Source organism: Symbiopectobacterium sp. RP, assembly GCF_050472005.1.
Taxonomy (GTDB): Bacteria; Pseudomonadota; Gammaproteobacteria; order Enterobacterales; family Enterobacteriaceae; genus Symbiopectobacterium.
The window spans coordinates 805,756-822,013 of the sequence record NZ_JBGOGS010000002.1; the positions used below are offsets into that span (position 1 = coordinate 805,756).

Genomic DNA, 16,258 nt, shown 5'->3' on the forward strand with positions numbered 1-16,258 from the left:
TTGATAAATAGGACACCTCATAATGACAACTCGTACTCAACAAATTGAACAACTGCAACAAGAATGGAAAAGCGAACGTTGGGCTGGTATTCAACGCCCCTACAGCGCGGAAGATGTGATCACATTGCGCGGTTCGTTGAATCCGGAATCGACGCTGGCCCAGCACGGTGCTGCCAAACTGTGGGCGCTGTTGCACGGCAGCGCGCGTAAAGGCTATGTGAATTGTCTCGGCGCGCTGACCGGCGGGCAGGCGTTACAGCAGGCGAAAGCGGGCATTGAAGCGATTTATCTTTCCGGCTGGCAGGTGGCGGCGGATGCGAATTTAGCGTCCAGCATGTATCCGGATCAGTCGCTCTATCCGGCGAACTCGGTGCCAGCGGTGGTGGCACGCATCAACAATACCTTTCGCCGGGCCGATCAGATTCAGTGGGCCAACCGTATTGAGCCCAATGACGATCGCCATGTGGATTATTTCCTGCCGATCGTAGCGGATGCAGAAGCCGGTTTCGGCGGCGTGCTGAATGCCTTTGAACTGATGAAATCGATGATTGAAGCCGGGGCGGCGGCGGTCCATTTTGAGGACCAACTGGCCTCAGTGAAGAAGTGCGGGCATATGGGTGGCAAAGTGCTGGTGCCGACGCAAGAGGCGATTCAGAAACTGGTGGCTGCCCGTCTCGCGGCGGACGTGATGGGCGTGCCGACGTTGCTGGTGGCACGCACGGATGCCGATGCTGCCGATCTGCTGACATCAGATTGTGACCCTTACGATCGTGAGTTCGTGACCGGTGAGCGCACCGTCGAGGGATTCTACCGCACCCATGCTGGTATTGAGCAGGCTATCAGTCGCGGTTTGGCCTATGCGCCTTACGCCGATCTGGTGTGGTGTGAAACCTCAACGGCGGATTTAGCGCTGGCACAGCGTTTTGCCGATGCCATTCATCGCCAATATCCCGGCAAGTTGCTGGCTTACAACTGTTCTCCCTCCTTCAACTGGAAGAAGAGTCTGGATGATGCCACTATTGCGCGCTTTCAGGATGCGCTGTCGGAAATGGGCTACAAATACCAGTTTATTACGCTGGCGGGCATTCACAGCATGTGGTTCAACATGTTCGATCTGGCCCATGCGTATGCACAAGGCGAGGGGATGAAACACTACGTGGAAAAACTGCAGCAGCCGGAATTTGCCGCTATCAACAAGGGTTACACCTTCTCCTCCCATCAGCAGGAGGTGGGCACTGGCTATTTCGATAAAGTGACCACCATCATTCAGGGGGGAGCTTCGTCAGTGACCGCACTGACGGGGTCGACGGAAGAGCAGCAATTCTGATCCTCATCGGCCAGTCAGCAAGCTGGCCGATGTTGCGGAGCACATCATGAGGCGTAATCTGGAGCAACTGGTGGCGCAGACCATTCTGCAAGGATTTGATGCGCAGTATGGCCGCTTTTTAGAGGTGACCGCAGGCGCGCAGAGGCGTTTCGAACAGGCTGACTGGCAGGCGATGAAGCAGCGTATCCACCTTTACGACCACCACGTTGGGGTGATGGTAGAGCAGTTGCGCTGTATCACCGAGCCACGCTGTTACGATGCGACGTTTCTCGCCAGTGTGAAAACCGTGTACACCACCTTGTTACCGGACTATCCCCGTTTCGAGATTGCTGAAAGTTTCTTTAATTCCGTCTAGTGCCGATTGTTCAATCATCGTGAACTCACAACGGATAAACTGTTTGTGTTCAGTTCGCAGCCTGAGCGAAGGATGGGCGAGATATCACGCCCGCTGTGCCGCGATATTGTTCTGCGTGAAGGCTGGCATGATACGCTGGACAAACTGCTGTCGGAATTGCCACTGCGCCTGCCGTGGGACGATTTGGCGCGGGACATTGGCAATATTGTCACCAGCCTGACGCAGACGTTTAGCGTACAGCAGTTAGCCGGGGCGCGCTTACAGGTGGCTAACGAGTTGTTTTACCGTATAGCCAACCGACTTAAAAATGATTACAGCCAATGCCCTGATATGTGGCAAAAAAATACAGCTAATTGTTATCAAAATAATGTCGCTTGGCTATAAACACCGGATCAGTGCGGAACTGCTGGAAGAGCTCTACCGCGAAGTACCTGAGAAACTGGAGGATGTAGGCGATCAGCTCCTGATCAACCATCTCTACATGGAGCGCCGCATGACGCCGCTTAACCTGTATCTCGATAGTGCATCGGTGCAGCAGCAGCGTGATGTGATTGAGGAGTATGGTAATGCCATTAAACAGTTAGCGGCGGCCAATATTTTTCCTAGCGACATGCTGTTCAAAAATTTCGGCGTAACGCGCCACGGGCGGGTGGTGTTTTATGATTACGATGAGACTTGTTACATGACCGAGGTAAATTTCCGAGATATTCCCGCGCCGCGCTACCCGGAAGATGAGCTGGCGAGCGAGCCCTAGTACAGGGTCGCACCTAACGTTGCCTTTCCTGAGGAGTTTTTCGCCAATTCCTGTTTGCCGACAAGGCGCAGTTGGCGATGTTTGAGGAGATGCACAGCGAGCTGTTTTCCGCAGATTACTGGCGTCATCTACAGGTGCGTATTCGCGACGGCTATGTGGAGGATGTCTACGCTTACCGCAGGCGGCAACGCTTTTGCGTGCGCTACGGTAAGCGTCAACAGGCCAGCTGACGCCGGACGCTGCTCTAGCTATAGCACTTAGCTATAAAAATAGCGCACCACGTGGAAGAACACTGGGGCGGCGAAGCACAGCGAATCGATACGATCCATCATGCCACCGATGACCTTCCAGCATGGTGCCGAAATCTTTCACCCCGCGATCGCGTTTGATGGCCGATATGCATAAGCCGCCTGCAAAGCCCAACAGGGTGATCAACAGCGAGATAAAGAAGGCTGCAACCGGGCTAAAAGGCGTAACCCAGAACAGCGCGGCACCGATCAGGCTGGCGCTGAGAATGCCACCGACAAACCCTTCCACCGTTTTATTCGGGCTCAGCGTGGGCACGATAGCGCGCTTGCCCCATATAGCCAAGCGACTTAATTTTGATTACACCATATGGACTGAGAACAAAATCTCTGTATCGCAACCACTCTCTCTTTTTTTTGCTTGTGCCCATTTATGCTCAATTGGGTTAAAATCTGGCGAATATGTAGGCAAATACTCCACCATATACCCTGAATCGATGATGACTTGTTGAATATTATGTTTTTTGTGAAAAGTTGCGTTGTCCATCACGATTACACTGTGATAAGGACTTGTGTGACCTAAGAATAGAAAACATCGCTGTTAATATTGATATCAAATAATCCGATTGTTCTTCCCTTGGCTCCCCAGTTCCTCAGGCCAAAACACTGTTGACCTTTTGGGGAATAGCCGTGAGTCCGTGGGGTATCGTGTGGAAAACCATTTTCATCAATAAAAACAATAGGCTTACCTTCTTTTTCATACTGTTGTATTTTTTGTTGAAATGCTTGCCGGGCGCTTTCGTCGGCTTTCGGATGACATAGAGTTTTTTTTATAGGTCAATCCCAGCTTTTTAAGAGCTTGCCAAATGGCCTTCTGACAAACGCCAAAACGCTCTGCACGTTCTTTTTGGTAAGCATCTGGATATTGTTCAACATCTTTTATCAACTCAGATTTATCGATCTTTCGCTGACGCGTGGTCGATGCTTTTGAATCTATTTGATTAATCCAACGCGATACAGAGGCAGGGCCAACCCGAAATTGCTTCGCTGTTTCTCGGATACTCAACCCTTCTTCTTCACGTGTAGATATCACTTTACGTCTAAAATCAATTGAATAGCTCATTTAAATAATGTAATCAAAATTAAGTGGTTTAGCTATATTCATTGCCAGATTGGCTGAATAGAGTGCGAAACAGAGTTGTCAGCCAAGCTGATAGGCTTGCGCTAGCAATGATGCTGGTACTGTCTGCGTTTTCTTATTCATGAAATACAATCTATATAGATAAAGATTAAATAGCAAGCGATTTAAGTGTGAAAAACTTTGTTTTTTTATAATGAATTGATTTTATTAATTTTATATTTTCATTGTTACCTAGACTAAGAGGGCCTTAACGTTTTTCTTACGGGGTTTACATAGTTTCTCCGCATTCTCCACATTTGACGCAATTGTGGAGACGGAACTTGCAGAGATTTACCCTTACGCTAATTAACTCGAAGTTGCACTGTCTATACTCAACACCGTCAAGACGACAATCGTCGTTAACGAGTAAACTGGAAAGAGAGAGATAGCACTATGCGTAAACTGACAGCGATTCTGGTGGCATCTACATTGGCGTTTGGCGCGGCGGGTATTGCGCATGCCAATGATGCTCAAAAAGGCCATGCTCATGAAACTCGTATGATGAAAGGTGAACGCGGTGGCCCTCGCGCCGGCATGCATGATGAGTGGATGCTTAAAGATCTCAACCTGACCGAGGCGCAGAAAAAGCAGGTTGGGAATATCATTCGCGATGCGCGCGATATAGCCAAGCGACATTATTTTGATAACAATTAACTGTATTTTTTTGCCACATATCAGGGCATTGGCTGTAATCATTTTTAAGTCGGTTGGCTATAGAGTTTTTTTATAGGTCAATCCCAGCTTTTTAAGAGCTTGCCAAATGGCCTTCTGACAAACGCCAAAACGCTCTGCACGTTCTTTTTGGCAAGCATCTGGATATGGTTCAACATCTTTTATCAACTCAGATTTATCGCTCTTTCGCTGACGCGTAGTCGATGCTTTTGACGCTATTTGATTAATCCAACGCGATACAGAGGCAGGGCCAATCCGAAATTGCTTTGCTGTTTCTCGGATACTCAACCCTTCTTCTTCCCGTGTAGATATCACTTTACGTCTAAAATCAATTGAATAGCTCATTTAAATAATGTAATCAAAATTAAGTTGTTTAGCTATGTCAGGCTCCAACCGAAGAGGCCGCGCTTCAGGCGCTGGAGACGTTCTGTGGGACATGGGATCACCGCTATCTGCAGATAAGCCGGAGCTGGCAGTCAAACTGGGCCAACCTGTCGACATTCTTCTCGTACCCCCAGGAACTTCGCAAGGTAATCTATAGCCAAGCGACTTAATTTTGATTACACCATATGGACTGAGAACAAAATCTCTGTATCGCAACCACTCTCTCTTTTTTTGCTTTTTGCTTGTGCCCATTTATGCTCAATGGGGTTAAGATCTGGCGAATATGTAGGCAAATACTCCACCATATACCCTGCATCGATGATGACTTGTTGAATATTATGTTTTTTGTGAAAAGTTGCATTGTCCATCACGATTACACTGTTTTTAGGGAGTACTGGGATAAGGACTTGTGTGACCCAGGAATAGAAAACATCGCTGTTAATATTGATATCAAATAATCCGATAGCAAACAGCGTTGTGCCTAATAAAGCGCCGATATAGCCAACCGACTTAAAAATGATTACAGCCAATGCCCTGATATGTGGCAAAAAATACAGCTAATTGTTATCAAAATAATGTCGTTTGGCTATAACATTTGTTCTTCCCTTGGCTCCCCAGTTCTTCAGGCCAAAACACCGTTGACCTTTTGGGGAATAGCCGTGAGTCCGTGGGGTATCGTGTGGAAAACCACTTTCATCAATAAAAACAATAGGTTTGCCTTCTTTTTCATACTGTTGTATTTTTTGTTGAAATGCTTGCTGGGCGCTTTCGTCGGCTTTCGGATGACATAGAGTTTTTTTTATAGGTCAATCCCAGCTTTTTAAGAGCTTGCCAAATGGCCTTCTGACAAACGCCAAAACGCTCTGCACGTTCTTTTTGGTAAGCATCTGGATATGGTTCAACATCTTTTATCAACTCGGATTTATCGCTCTTTCGCTGACGCGTGGTCGATGCTTTTGACGCTATTTGATTAATCCAACGCGATACAGAGGCAGGGCCAATCCGAAATTGCTTCGCTGTTTCTCGGATACTCAACCCTTCTTCTTCCCGTGTAGATATCACTTTACGTCTAAAATCAATTGAATAGCTCATTTAAATAATCTAATCAAAATTAAGTCGTTTAGCTATACACGACGAACGCTATAGAATCACTGAACAGCGTGCTCCGGCATGCAATCAAGAAACGCAAGGTGTTCCCGAGTGATGACTCGGTGAAGAAGGTCGTATGGCTGGCAATCCAGGCGGCATCACAGAAATGGACGATGCCCTTACAGGACTGGCGTATGGCAATGAGTCGCTTTATTATAGAGTTCGGTGACCGCCTTGGCGGTCACTTCTGAGGAAAGGCATTTACACAAAATCTTAAACAGGCTCTGGAAAACATCAACGCCAGTGTGAATAACCCCTAGGTCGGTCAGAGATGGCCGACCTGACTGGGCTTAGCGCATAATTCCTCAACCTGAAATTTTTTCTCACAGCGGTGATATTCACGCTGTATGAGCCTAAAGATGTTTTTATAATCCAATAAAAATCAATCGATAAGCATTACGCTGCGCTTCCTGCCCCGCTTTTATTCCATTACGGAACTTATCATTCCAATTCGGCATTTCATAACCCTTCCTACAGCACCGTATAGTTTACTTATCCAATTTTTAACTTTGTTAAGGCGATTGTGAACTATCTCCCTTTGTTCGCTGACGTAAAGCAGCGTGTAGTGTTGGTGGTCGGCGGTGGTGAGGTAGCAACGCGCAAGATTGATTTACTGTTGCGTGCGGGTGCCGACGTGCATGTGGTGGCCAAATCCCTGGCAGAACCGCTATTGGCAAAGCACCACGCCGGTCAGCTGCACTGGCTGGCGCAGGAATTCTCCCCAGAACAGGTGGATAAAGTCTTTCTGGTGATCGCCGCTACCGATGATGTAGCGTTGAACGCGGCGGTGTCTAAAGCGGCGCAGCAGCGCTATCGCTTGGTTAACGTGGTGGACGACCAGCCCAAATGCTCGTTTATTTTTCCGTCTATTGTCGATCGCTCGCCGTTAGTGGTGGCGATTTCGTCGGGCGGACAAGCGCCGGTGTTGGCGCGCTTATTGCGCGAGAAACTAGAGGCATTGCTGCCTGCCAGTTTGGGTGATATGGCCCGAGTTGCGGGGGAATGGCGCGATCGGGTCAAAGAGCGGTTTCATTCGATGCGTGCGCGTCGTCAGTTTTGGGAGCGGCTGTTTAATAGCCCTTTTGCTGACCAGATCGCCGCCGGGCAACAGAAGGTGGCAGAAGAAACCCTGCGCCAGCAGTTGGATCAACCTCAGCAGGTGCAGGGGGATGTAGCGCTGGTGGGGGCCGGGCCGGGAGACGCCGGTTTGTTGACCCTGCGTGGTTTACAACTGATCCAATTGGCGGATGTGGTGCTCTATGACCATCTGGTGAGCCCGGAAGTGCTGGAGCTGGTGCGCCGCGATGCGGAAAAAATCTGCGCCGGCAAGCGCGCTTCCGCGCACTCATTGCCGCAGGGGGAGATCAACCGTCTGCTGTTTACGCTGGCATCAAGCGGTAAACGTGTGGTGCGCCTGAAAGGCGGCGATCCGTTCATCTTTGGGCGCGGCGGTGAGGAAGTGCAATACCTAGCAAAGGCCGGGGTTCCTTTCCAAATCGTACCGGGGATCACGGCGGCTGCGGGCGTTACCGCCTATGCCGGTATCCCGCTTACCCACCGTGATTACGCGCAAAGCGTGCTGTTCATTACCGGGCACTGTCGTCCCGACGGCGAAGCGCTCGATTGGTCCACGCTGGCGCGCGGGCGCCAGACGCTCGCTATCTATATGGGCACGGTGAAAGCGGCGGAAATCAGCCAGCAGCTGATCGCCCATGGGCGTGTATCGGATACGCCAGTGGCGGTGATTAGCCGTGGTACGCGAGCGGATCAGTTCGTGAACATCGGCACGCTGGCGCAGTTGGAGACCTTGGCACATCAGGCTCCGACGCCGGCATTATTGGTGATTGGCGAGGTGGTTGCACTGCACCATCAACTCGCCTGGTTTGGTCTACAGACGCAGGAGACCGGGCAAACCGGACGTTCTGCGCTCGTGAATTTGGCTTGAGGAAGGGTTATGGACGAGAAACGACTGACGCACCTGCGACAGCTTGAAGCGGAAAGCATACATATCATTCGCGAAGTGGCGGCGGAATTCAGCAATCCGGTGATGATGTACTCCATCGGCAAAGATTCTTCCGTGATGCTGCATCTGGCGCGCAAGGCGTTCTATCCCAGCACGTTGCCGTTTCCGCTGCTGCATGTGGATACCGGATGGAAGTTTCGCGAGATGTACACCTTCCGCGATCGCACGGCCAAAGCCTACGGCTGCGAACTGCTGGTGCACCGTAACCCGCAGGGCGAAGCGTTGGGCATTAACCCGTTTGTACACGGTAGCGCCAAGCATACCGATATCATGAAAACTGAAGGGTTGAAGCAAGCGCTGGATAAATACGTCTTTGATGCTGCGTTCGGTGGTGCTAGGCGCGATGAGGAGAAATCCCGCGCCAAAGAGCGTATCTACTCCTTCCGCGACCGTTTTCATCGCTGGGACCCGAAAAATCAGCGCCCAGAGCTGCGGCATAACTACAACGGCCAGATTAACAAAGGGGAAAGTATTCGCGTGTTCCCGCTCTCCAACTGGACGGAGCTGGATATCTGGCAATACATCTACCTGGAAAATATCGACATTGTGCCGCTCTATCTGGCCGCTCCGCGTCCGGTGCTGGAACGTGACGGCATGTTGCTGATGGTGGATGACGATCGTATCGATCTGCAACCGGGAGAGGTTATCGAACAGCGCATGGTGCGCTTCCGTACCCTCGGCTGTTGGCCGTTGACCGGCGCAGTGGAATCGCACGCGCAGACGCTGTCGGAAATCATTGAAGAGATGCTGATCTCGAGCACCAGCGAACGGCAAGGGCGCGTCATTGACCGGGATCAGGCCGGCTCGATGGAACTGAAAAAGCGTCAAGGGTATTTCTAAGGAATCGTCAAATGAACCAAAGCATTGCACAACAGATTGCCGATCAGGGTGGCGTCGAAGCCTATTTGCACGCGCAGCAGCACAAAAGTTTACTGCGCTTTCTGACCTGCGGCAGCGTCGATGACGGCAAAAGTACCTTGATTGGCCGATTGCTGCATGACACGCGTCAGATCTATGAAGATCAGCTTTCCACGTTACACAACGACAGCAAGCGGTTAGGCACGCAGGGTGAGAAACTGGATCTGGCGTTGCTGGTGGACGGTTTGCAGGCCGAGCGTGAGCAGGGTATTACCATTGATGTCGCCTACCGCTATTTCTCCACGGAAAGACGCAAATTCATTATCGCCGATACCCCCGGTCATGAGCAGTACACCCGTAACATGGCGACCGGGGCCTCGACCTGCGATCTGGCGATCCTGTTGATCGATGCGCGCAAAGGCGTACTGGATCAAACCCGTCGTCATAGCTTTATTGCCACGTTGCTGGGTATTCGCCATCTAGTCGTGGCGGTGAATAAAATGGATCTGGTGGACTACCAGCAAACGGTATTTGAGCAGTTCAAGCAGGATTACCTCGATTTTGCCCAGCAACTCCCGTCATCGTTGCAGGTGACCTTCGTGCCTATCTCCGCGCTGGATGGGGATAATGTGGCGACGCCAAGCACTACCATGCCATGGTACAGCGGCCCTACGCTGCTGGACGTGCTGGAAACGGTCGACGTTACGCGTGATAGCGATACGCAGCCGATGCGTTTCCCGGTGCAGTACGTGAATCGGCCCAACTTGGATTTTCGTGGTTATGCCGGAACACTAGCCTCCGGCGTGGTGCAGGTCGGACAGCGCGTGAGGGTGTTGCCATTTGGCGTAACCTCTTCCGTGACACGCATCGTGACCTTTGATGGCGATCTGCAACAGGCCCATGCGGGGGAAGCGATCACGCTGGTGCTGGCCGATGAAGTGGATATCAGCCGTGGCGATCTGTTGGTGCCGGAGGCAGATGAGCTGCGTGCGGTGCAGCATGCGCAGGTCGATGTGGTGTGGATGGCGGAGCAACCGTTGGTGCCGGGGCATAGCTATGACATCAAGGTTGCGGGCAAGAAAACCCGCGCGCGGGTAGACAATATTCAGTATCAGGTTGAGATCAATTCACTGACGCAGCGTGTTACTGAAAGTTTGCCGTTGAACGGTATAGGTCTGGTGGATTTGACCTTTGATGAGCCACTGCTGCTGGAGCCCTATCAGCAAAACGCCACCACGGGCGGTATGATTTTTATCGACAGACTGAGCAACGTAACCGTCGGTGTCGGCTTGGTACGCGAGGCGATTGCTCAGGTGACGCAAGAACCGTCTGCCTATAGTGCGTTTGAGCTGGAGTTGAATGCGCTGGTGCGCCGCCACTTCCCGCATTGGGGTGCGCGCGATCTGCTGGGAGGGAAGTAGCATGGCGTTGCCTCCACAAGAGAAGCATCACGCCGTTGATGGCCATCGTGATGACAATATTATTCGTGATGAAAACATTGTCTGGCACGATCACCCGGTGGCATGCCGCGATCGGGAGCGATTGCACCGCCATCAAGGGGCGGTTATCTGGTTCACAGGCCTGTCAGGGTCGGGAAAGTCCACGCTGGCAGGGCAACTGGAACAGCGTTTACATCAACTCGGTGTTAGCACCTATTTGCTTGATGGCGACAATGTGCGCCACGGGCTGTGCCGCGATTTGGGCTTTTCTGATGCCGATCGGCGCGAAAACATTCGGCGTGTGGGCGAAGTGGCCAGCCTGATGGGGGATGCCGGGCTGGTGGTGCTGACGGCGTTTATTTCCCCCCATCGCGCAGAGCGCCAGATGGTGCGCGAATCGCTGCCGGAAGGAAAGTTTATCGAAGTGTTTGTCGATACACCGTTGGCCGTATGCGAAGCGCGTGATCCTAAAGGATTGTATAAGAAAGCACGAGCGGGCGCGCTGACCAATTTTACCGGTATCGATGCCGTCTATGAGCCGCCACACGCGCCTGAGCTGCGCTTGGAAGGCGAACAATTGGTAACAAATTTGACCGATCAGTTATTAGATCTACTGCACAGTCGAGCTATTATTAAAGTCTGATCGGCTCTGTCAGGTGTCACCGCCTTTCGCGGTGGAGCGGAGTGTTACAGGGTAGACTATGCAGAACGTAACGCAGTTATCGCTAAGTAAGTGGCCAAGGGGGCGTGAAGATGAACGCACCTACCCGTTTATGGGAGCCATCGCCGGTTTTTCTTTCTGCTGGCTTGCCTTTGTGGTGCCAATTTTGCTTTATGGCACCAATACCACGTTATTCTTTATAGCCAAGCGACTTAATTTTGATTACACTATATGGACTGAGAACAAAATCTCTGTATCGCAACCACTCTCTCTTTTTTTGCTTGTGCCCATTTATGCTCAATGGGGTTAAGATCTGGCGAATATGTAGGCAAATACTCCACCATATACCCTGCATCGATGATGACTTGTTGAATATTATGTTTTTTGTGAAAAGTTGCATTGTCCATCACGATTACCCTGTTTTTAGGGAGTACTGGGATAAAGACTTGTGTGACCCAGGAATAGAAAACATCGCTGTTAATATTGATATCAAATAATTCGATAGCAAACAGCGTTGTGCCTAATAACGCGCCGATAACATTTGTTCTTCCCTTGGCTCCCCCGTTCTTCAGCCCAAAACACCGTTGACCTTTTGGGGAATAGCCGTGAGTCCGTGGGGTATCGTGTGGAAAACCACTTTCATCAATAAAAACAATAGGCTTACCTTCTTTTTCATACTGTTGTATTTTTTGTTGAAATGCTTGCCGGGCGCTTCCGTCGGCTTTCGGATGACGTAGAGTTTTTTTTATAGGTCAATCCCAGCTTTTTAAGAGCTTGCCAAATGGCCTTCTGACAAACGCCAAAATGCTCTGCACGTTCTTTTTGGTAAGCATCTGGATATGGTTCAACATCTTTTATCAACTCAGATTTATCGCTCTTTCGCTGACGCGTGGTCGATGCTTTTGACGCTATTTGATTAATCCAACGCGATACAGAGGCAGGGCCAATCCGAAATTGCTTCGCTGTTTCTCGGATACTCAACCCTTCTTCTTCCCGTGTAGATATCACTTTACGTCTAAAATCAATTGAATAGCTCATTTAAATAATGTAATCAAAATTAAGTCGTTTATCTATATGTTAATCGTCGCCCACCTTATATACATAGGTATCTACACATCTTTTGCAATATCTGCTATTACGTTGCTGCATGATCTCAACTTATCCATCGGCGGGATTGATGCCCGCCTTAACCGGCGTTATCAGCGTCTGGTTAAGCAACACATGACTCCCGCAGCACCATTGGTGTCAGCCGTTAAAGACCTTGCCTGCGCGCAGAAAACAACATTCGCCACTACTCAGGCCGGTTGGCGTTTTTTTAATAATGAACGTATTAGCTTCAGTCAGCTCAATGAACCGATTATTTCGCTGGCTCTCCGGCAGGTTGCACTTAGCCCGCATCCATACGCTCCAGTCGTTCATGACTGCTCTCATTTACAGTTTCGTACCCACAATGGGAAAGAAGAACGTTTGAAAATGACGCATGGTGGCGACGTCGGTTATGAACTACAAACCAGCCTACTGGTTGATGCTGCAAATGGTTTACCAATAGCGCCCCTGTCTCAAACTCTAACCGATAGGGCGGGTTGTCGTTCAATGCTAACCGAGGGCTTGTCTGAGAGTCTGACTCATATGGATGCTTTGACGGCTGATATCGCCCGCGTTGAGTCTCTTGCTACCGGGAAGAAGTTAGTTCATCTCATTGACCGTGAAGGTGACTCTATCGGGCATATGCGCACATTAAGCTCCCAGGGAATATGTTGGCTTATCCGGGGATAAGGAAGGGCATCGGGTCGAGTGGGGCGGTGACACCCGTAAAATTGGTGAAATTGCAGACGATCTGCCATTTATCGCAAACGGACAGGTTGGCTGGAAAGGGAAAAAAGCCAATATGGAGATCGGGGAAACATCCGTGATCATAACGCGAACAGCAAAAGCGAAGCGGAAAGACAAGAACACCGGACGGCGAGTGAAAGTTCAGCCAGGCGTAGCTCTGACACTCAGATTAGTTGTGGTTCGCCTTACCGATACTCACGGTAAATTTATCGGATGCTGGACGCTGCTCACAAACGTTAGCAACGAGCTCACCAGCGCGGAAGTCGCTTGCTGGTATTACTGGCGCTGGGGTATTGAATCCTTTTTTAAGCTGCTGAAAGGTGCCGGTCATGATGTATAGCCAACCGACTTAAAAATGATTACAGCCAATGCCCTGATATGTGACAAAAAAATACAGCTAATTGTTATCAAAATAATGTCGCTTGTCTATAGAAAAATGGCTTCAGCGCAGTGCTGGTGCCCTGCTACGCAGGTTATTGATAGCTAGCATGGCATGTGTGCTGGTATGGCGGCTGCAACGCGCTGAAGGAGACGACAATGCGGCAGCCCGTCAGTTAATTTGCCGATTATCCGGACGACAATAAAAACGAGGGCGTAAAGAAAGCGCCCCAGCGCTGCTTGCCGGACTATCCATCCAGCTAAATACCTTGACGTTATTAGCAGACTATACCCCGGAAGAACTTGCCCACTTCGCTATGGTGGTTTTTAACCCTTTATGATGTGTAGATACCTATGCCTTATATATCCGGCAGGCCCATTTCTCTGAACAGTCTATTTGGTAGGGCTATGCACAGCGCTGGTGACAGACTGATCCGCCATTGCTTGTGACAGCTGCCGACTGTCTGGGCTGCAAGGTCCTTACCGACCCCTCTCACCCTGAGCTCGCTATAACGAGTCCGCCCTTTCTTCCACTGTTTCCACAGCAGACTGCGCAACCTCCTTCTTACCCACCCCAGCAGGTTGCGCGTCAGTGACGGTAACTCGTTCAGACTGTAGTAGTTCCGCCATCCCGTCAGATATATAGCCAAGCGACATTATTTTGATAATAATTAGCTGTATTTTTTTGACACATATCAGGACATTGGCTGTAATCATTTTTAAGTCGGTTGGCTATACCCTGAGTTTGCCGATAACCTGTTCCAGACTGCGGCCTTTGCTGCGCCCGGTTATCTCTCTCAGGCGGGATTTAGCCCGTCTTATCGACTCCGGGGCAATGAGGATCCACGCTCTCCCTTTGCCGGAGCTGATGCTGTAACTCAGGAACTTACGTTCGCACGGTGGCGACACCGCGCTTTTCCGCTCATTAACCTTCAGTTTCAGTCTCTTCTCCAGCCAGTGGGTGATGCTTTCCTTCACACGTTTACCGGCTCTTTCGCTTCTGACGTAGATATTGCTGTCGTCTGCGTAGCGGACGTGCTTCAGGCCGCGCTTTTCAAGCTCGCGATCCAGTTCATCCAGCAACACATTCGACAACAGGGGCGACAACGGACCACCCTGCGGTGTGCCTTCCATCTGTGGACTGACCAGCCCTGCCTGCCTGCATGATTCCAGCATTCAGGAAGGCCCGGATAAGCTTTAACACCCGCTTATCCGTTATCCACTTTGCCACCCGGCTCATCAGTACATCGTGGTTTACCCGGTCAAAGAATTTTTCGAGGTCGATGTCCACCACCCAGTGGTGGCCTTCTTCCAAGTATAGCCAACCGAGATTATTTTGATAACAGCCAGCTATACTTTTTTGCCGCATATCAGGGCATTGGCTGTAATCATTTTTAAGTCGTTTTGCTATATCTCTTTGCTCGCTTCACCGCATGATGTGCTGACCTGCCAACGCGGAACCCATAGCTGCTTTCACTGAAGGTCGGATCCCACTGGCTTTCCCGCTCCGGTTGTGTCTGGACGGTTTCAGCCCCTGATGGGGCAGGAGTCGGGGCTTCACCCCTTCTGCTCTCATCGGGGTCGCATTGCGTTTTCTGCTGCATGACCGTTCAGAACCTCCGGCGATATAGCAAACCGACTTAAAAATGATTACAGCCAATGCACTGATATGTGGCAAAAAAATACAGCTAATTGTTATCAAAATAATGTCGCTTTGCTATACCGCAATGAAATTAAAAATCTGATTGATTCTGATGAGAATTTTAAGTACGTCAATACCGATAAAGCTACTATTAATGGTATCGAGTGGACGGGAACTGTCAGCACGGGTATTTTCAGCCACAGCGTTGTTTTGGAATATCTTGATGCCCACAACGAAGTGCTGGCAAGACGCGCGAAACAAAAAGCCAAGTATCAGTTGGATTGAACCATGTATGATTTCGATGTCAATATCACTTATCAATACAACGGTAAGCGTTTTGACAACGCAACCAGTTCTTTCAATTCAGAGCAGCGCCGTCTGCCAAGCTACAGCACGGCAGATCTCACTGTATCATATCCTCTCATCTCACAGTTCGTGGTAGAATCGCCAACCTGTTTGATAAAGAGTACGAGACAGCATATGGCTATCAAACGGCAGGAAGAGAGTACTATCTCAACGAAAGCTACACCTTCTAACCTGCCCGCCCGCCCCACGGTTTTGGTGTTTGACTCCGGCGTGGGGGGGTTATCTGTGTATAACGAAATTCGGCAGTTGCTGCCGGATCTTCATTATATCTACGCCTTCGATAACGAAGCGTTCCCCTACGGCGAGAAACCGCAAGACTTTATCGTTGAGCGTGTGGTTCACATCGTTTCTGCGGTACAACAGCGCAATCAACTGGCTGCTGTGGTTATTGCCTGTAACACCGCAAGCACCATTTCATTGCCCGCGCTGCGCGAGCGTTTTACCTTCCCAGTGGTCGGCGTTGTGCCAGCGGTGAAGCCTGCCGCAAAGTTGACACGCAATGGCATCGTCGGCGTTCTGGCGACGCGCGCCACGGTGCAATGCTCCTACACGCATGAACTGATTGCCCGTTTTGCCACGGATTGCCAGATATTGCTGCTGGGGGCGGCGGAGTTAGTGGAACTGGCGGAAGCTAAGTTGCAAGGGGATAACGTATCGTTATTGGCGTTGCAGCAAATTTTGCACCCTTGGCTGAAATTGCCTGAGCCTCCAGATACCGTAGTGCTTGGCTGTACGCACTTCCCGCTCTTAGCGGAAGAGTTACAGCTGGTGTTGCCAAACGGCACGCGACTGGTGGATTCCGGGGCGGCAATCGCCAGAAGAACAGCATGGCATCTCGCTAACCTAGAACAACCACCGGCGCTGAGCACGGAAAAGAATCTGGCTTATTGCATGACGATTACGCCTAAAGTGGCGACCCTGTGGCCCGTTTTGCAGCGTTTCGGCTTTGAATCGTTGGAAAAACTACCGCTTTAGTGACTTTTTGGCGGAAA

General features: G+C 50.4%; 21 protein-coding genes and 8 pseudogenes. 15 read left to right on the forward strand and 14 right to left on the reverse strand.

Going from position 1 to position 16,258, the window contains the following annotated elements; all coding sequences use genetic code 11:
• Window positions 1-22 precede the first annotated feature (22 nt).
• Window positions 23-1,327 (forward strand): isocitrate lyase, encoded by a 1,305-nt coding sequence (gene aceA / locus ACD630_RS22730; RefSeq protein WP_430360728.1) that lies wholly within the window; start codon window positions 23-25, stop codon window positions 1,325-1,327.
• Between the two features lie 46 nt (window positions 1,328-1,373).
• A pseudogene (locus ACD630_RS22735) lies at window positions 1,374-2,666 on the forward strand (isocitrate dehydrogenase kinase/phosphatase AceK regulatory subunit).
• 27 nt (window positions 2,667-2,693) lie between these two features.
• On the opposite strand, the pseudogene ACD630_RS22740 reads toward ACD630_RS22735, so the two are convergent.
• From ACD630_RS22740 to ACD630_RS22760, 5 genes and pseudogenes are all read right to left on the reverse strand, one after another.
• Window positions 2,694-3,021 (reverse strand): annotated as a pseudogene (locus ACD630_RS22740) (phosphatidate cytidylyltransferase); the annotation flags it as partial.
• Between the two features lie 21 nt (window positions 3,022-3,042).
• Window positions 3,043-3,228 carry a transposase gene (locus ACD630_RS22745; RefSeq protein WP_430360729.1) on the reverse strand — a complete coding sequence of 62 codons (186 nt, stop codon included), beginning with the start codon at window positions 3,226-3,228 and terminating at the stop codon, window positions 3,043-3,045.
• A gap of 210 nt (window positions 3,229-3,438) precedes the next feature.
• Window positions 3,439-3,804 carry an IS630 transposase-related protein gene (locus ACD630_RS22750; RefSeq protein WP_430360730.1) on the reverse strand — a complete coding sequence of 122 codons (366 nt, stop codon included), beginning with the start codon at window positions 3,802-3,804 and terminating at the stop codon, window positions 3,439-3,441.
• Window positions 3,805-4,167: 363 nt separating this feature from the next.
• Window positions 4,168-4,557 carry a hypothetical protein gene (locus tag ACD630_RS22755; RefSeq protein WP_430360731.1) on the reverse strand — a complete coding sequence of 130 codons (390 nt, stop codon included), beginning with the start codon at window positions 4,555-4,557 and terminating at the stop codon, window positions 4,168-4,170.
• 15 nt (window positions 4,558-4,572) lie between these two features.
• Window positions 4,573-4,878: an IS630 transposase-related protein gene (locus tag ACD630_RS22760; RefSeq protein ID WP_430360732.1), complete on the reverse strand. Its 306-nt coding sequence runs from the start codon at window positions 4,876-4,878 to the stop codon at window positions 4,573-4,575.
• Between the two features lie 38 nt (window positions 4,879-4,916).
• On the opposite strand from ACD630_RS22760, the pseudogene ACD630_RS22765 reads away from it, so the two are divergent.
• Window positions 4,917-5,075: pseudogene (locus ACD630_RS22765) on the forward strand (transposase); the annotation flags it as partial.
• 18 nt (window positions 5,076-5,093) lie between these two features.
• On the opposite strand, the pseudogene ACD630_RS22770 reads toward ACD630_RS22765, so the two are convergent.
• Both ACD630_RS22770 and ACD630_RS22775 read right to left on the reverse strand, forming a co-directional pair.
• Window positions 5,094-5,720 (reverse strand): annotated as a pseudogene (locus ACD630_RS22770) (transposase).
• Window positions 5,644-6,009, reverse strand: a complete 366-nt coding sequence (locus tag ACD630_RS22775) for an IS630 transposase-related protein (protein ID WP_430357993.1) — start codon at window positions 6,007-6,009, stop codon at window positions 5,644-5,646. Before ACD630_RS22775 ends, ACD630_RS22770 begins: the two are co-directional and overlap by 77 nt.
• A gap of 32 nt (window positions 6,010-6,041) precedes the next feature.
• Here ACD630_RS22775 and ACD630_RS22780 point away from each other — a divergent pair.
• The 6 genes and pseudogenes from ACD630_RS22780 to ACD630_RS22805 form a co-directional block, all read left to right on the forward strand.
• Window positions 6,042-6,257 (forward strand): annotated as a pseudogene (locus ACD630_RS22780) (transposase); the annotation flags it as partial.
• A gap of 332 nt (window positions 6,258-6,589) precedes the next feature.
• Complete coding sequence (cysG, locus tag ACD630_RS22785) at window positions 6,590-8,011, forward strand: siroheme synthase CysG (protein ID WP_430360733.1); 1,422 nt, start codon at window positions 6,590-6,592, stop codon at window positions 8,009-8,011.
• Between the two features lie 9 nt (window positions 8,012-8,020).
• Window positions 8,021-8,929, forward strand: a complete 909-nt coding sequence (cysD, locus tag ACD630_RS22790; protein ID WP_430360734.1) for a sulfate adenylyltransferase subunit CysD — start codon at window positions 8,021-8,023, stop codon at window positions 8,927-8,929.
• A gap of 11 nt (window positions 8,930-8,940) precedes the next feature.
• Window positions 8,941-10,368, forward strand: coding sequence for a sulfate adenylyltransferase subunit CysN (gene cysN, locus ACD630_RS22795; RefSeq protein ID WP_430360735.1), 1,428 nt, complete (start codon window positions 8,941-8,943; stop codon window positions 10,366-10,368).
• A complete protein-coding gene (gene cysC / locus ACD630_RS22800; protein WP_430360736.1) occupies window positions 10,307-11,029 on the forward strand; it encodes an adenylyl-sulfate kinase in 723 nt (240 codons plus the stop codon). The genes cysN and cysC overlap by 62 nt, the downstream gene beginning before the upstream one ends.
• A 58-nt stretch (window positions 11,030-11,087) precedes the next feature.
• Window positions 11,088-11,189: pseudogene (locus ACD630_RS22805) on the forward strand (DUF3561 family protein); the annotation flags it as partial.
• A 187-nt stretch (window positions 11,190-11,376) separates the two neighbouring features.
• Here the strand turns inward: ACD630_RS22805 and ACD630_RS22810 are convergent.
• Both ACD630_RS22810 and ACD630_RS22815 read right to left on the reverse strand, forming a co-directional pair.
• Window positions 11,377-11,796 (reverse strand): annotated as a pseudogene (locus tag ACD630_RS22810) (transposase); the annotation flags it as partial.
• Window positions 11,720-12,085, reverse strand: coding sequence for an IS630 transposase-related protein (locus ACD630_RS22815; protein ID WP_430360737.1), 366 nt, complete (start codon window positions 12,083-12,085; stop codon window positions 11,720-11,722). The gene ACD630_RS22815 and the pseudogene ACD630_RS22810, both read right to left, overlap by 77 nt.
• 102 nt (window positions 12,086-12,187) lie before the next feature.
• Here ACD630_RS22815 and ACD630_RS22820 point away from each other — a divergent pair, with 102 nt between their 5' ends.
• The 4 genes from ACD630_RS22820 (at window position 12,188) to ACD630_RS22835 (ending at window position 13,464) form a co-directional block, all read left to right on the forward strand.
• The gene (locus ACD630_RS22820) at window positions 12,188-12,823 is read left to right on the forward strand and encodes a hypothetical protein (RefSeq protein ID WP_430360738.1); all 636 of its coding nucleotides are present in this window, start codon (window positions 12,188-12,190) and stop codon (window positions 12,821-12,823) included.
• A gap of 112 nt (window positions 12,824-12,935) precedes the next feature.
• Entirely contained in the window at window positions 12,936-13,220 is a 285-nt protein-coding gene (locus ACD630_RS22825) for a hypothetical protein (RefSeq protein WP_430360739.1), read from the forward strand.
• A 15-nt stretch (window positions 13,221-13,235) separates the two neighbouring features.
• Window positions 13,236-13,367, forward strand: a complete 132-nt coding sequence (locus tag ACD630_RS22830) for a hypothetical protein (protein WP_430360740.1) — start codon at window positions 13,236-13,238, stop codon at window positions 13,365-13,367.
• Complete coding sequence (locus ACD630_RS22835; protein WP_430360741.1) at window positions 13,303-13,464, forward strand: hypothetical protein; 162 nt, start codon at window positions 13,303-13,305, stop codon at window positions 13,462-13,464. The genes ACD630_RS22830 and ACD630_RS22835 overlap by 65 nt, the downstream gene beginning before the upstream one ends.
• 153 nt (window positions 13,465-13,617) lie before the next feature.
• On the opposite strand, the gene ACD630_RS22840 is transcribed toward ACD630_RS22835, so the two are convergent.
• Genes ACD630_RS22840 through ACD630_RS22860 form a run of 5 tightly spaced genes read right to left on the reverse strand, consistent with a single transcriptional unit; the run spans window position 13,618 to window position 14,862 of the window.
• A complete protein-coding gene (locus ACD630_RS22840; protein ID WP_430361254.1) occupies window positions 13,618-13,851 on the reverse strand; it encodes a hypothetical protein in 234 nt (77 codons plus the stop codon).
• Window positions 13,766-13,975 carry a hypothetical protein gene (locus ACD630_RS22845; protein WP_430360742.1) on the reverse strand — a complete coding sequence of 70 codons (210 nt, stop codon included), beginning with the start codon at window positions 13,973-13,975 and terminating at the stop codon, window positions 13,766-13,768. Before ACD630_RS22845 ends, ACD630_RS22840 begins: the two co-directional genes overlap by 86 nt.
• A 15-nt stretch (window positions 13,976-13,990) precedes the next feature.
• A complete protein-coding gene (locus ACD630_RS22850; RefSeq protein ID WP_430360743.1) occupies window positions 13,991-14,434 on the reverse strand; it encodes a reverse transcriptase domain-containing protein in 444 nt (147 codons plus the stop codon).
• Entirely contained in the window at window positions 14,331-14,627 is a 297-nt protein-coding gene (locus ACD630_RS22855) for a reverse transcriptase domain-containing protein (protein WP_430360744.1), read from the reverse strand. The genes ACD630_RS22850 and ACD630_RS22855 overlap by 104 nt, the downstream gene beginning before the upstream one ends.
• A gap of 25 nt (window positions 14,628-14,652) precedes the next feature.
• A complete protein-coding gene (locus tag ACD630_RS22860) occupies window positions 14,653-14,862 on the reverse strand; it encodes a hypothetical protein (protein ID WP_430360745.1) in 210 nt (69 codons plus the stop codon).
• Between the two features lie 116 nt (window positions 14,863-14,978).
• On the opposite strand from ACD630_RS22860, the pseudogene ACD630_RS22865 reads away from it, so the two are divergent.
• Both ACD630_RS22865 and murI read left to right on the forward strand, forming a co-directional pair.
• Window positions 14,979-15,436: pseudogene (locus ACD630_RS22865) on the forward strand (TonB-dependent receptor domain-containing protein); the annotation flags it as partial.
• Complete coding sequence (gene murI, locus ACD630_RS22870; RefSeq protein ID WP_430360746.1) at window positions 15,381-16,241, forward strand: glutamate racemase; 861 nt, start codon at window positions 15,381-15,383, stop codon at window positions 16,239-16,241. The pseudogene ACD630_RS22865 and the gene murI, both read left to right, overlap by 56 nt.
• Window positions 16,242-16,258: the final 17 nt, after the last annotated feature.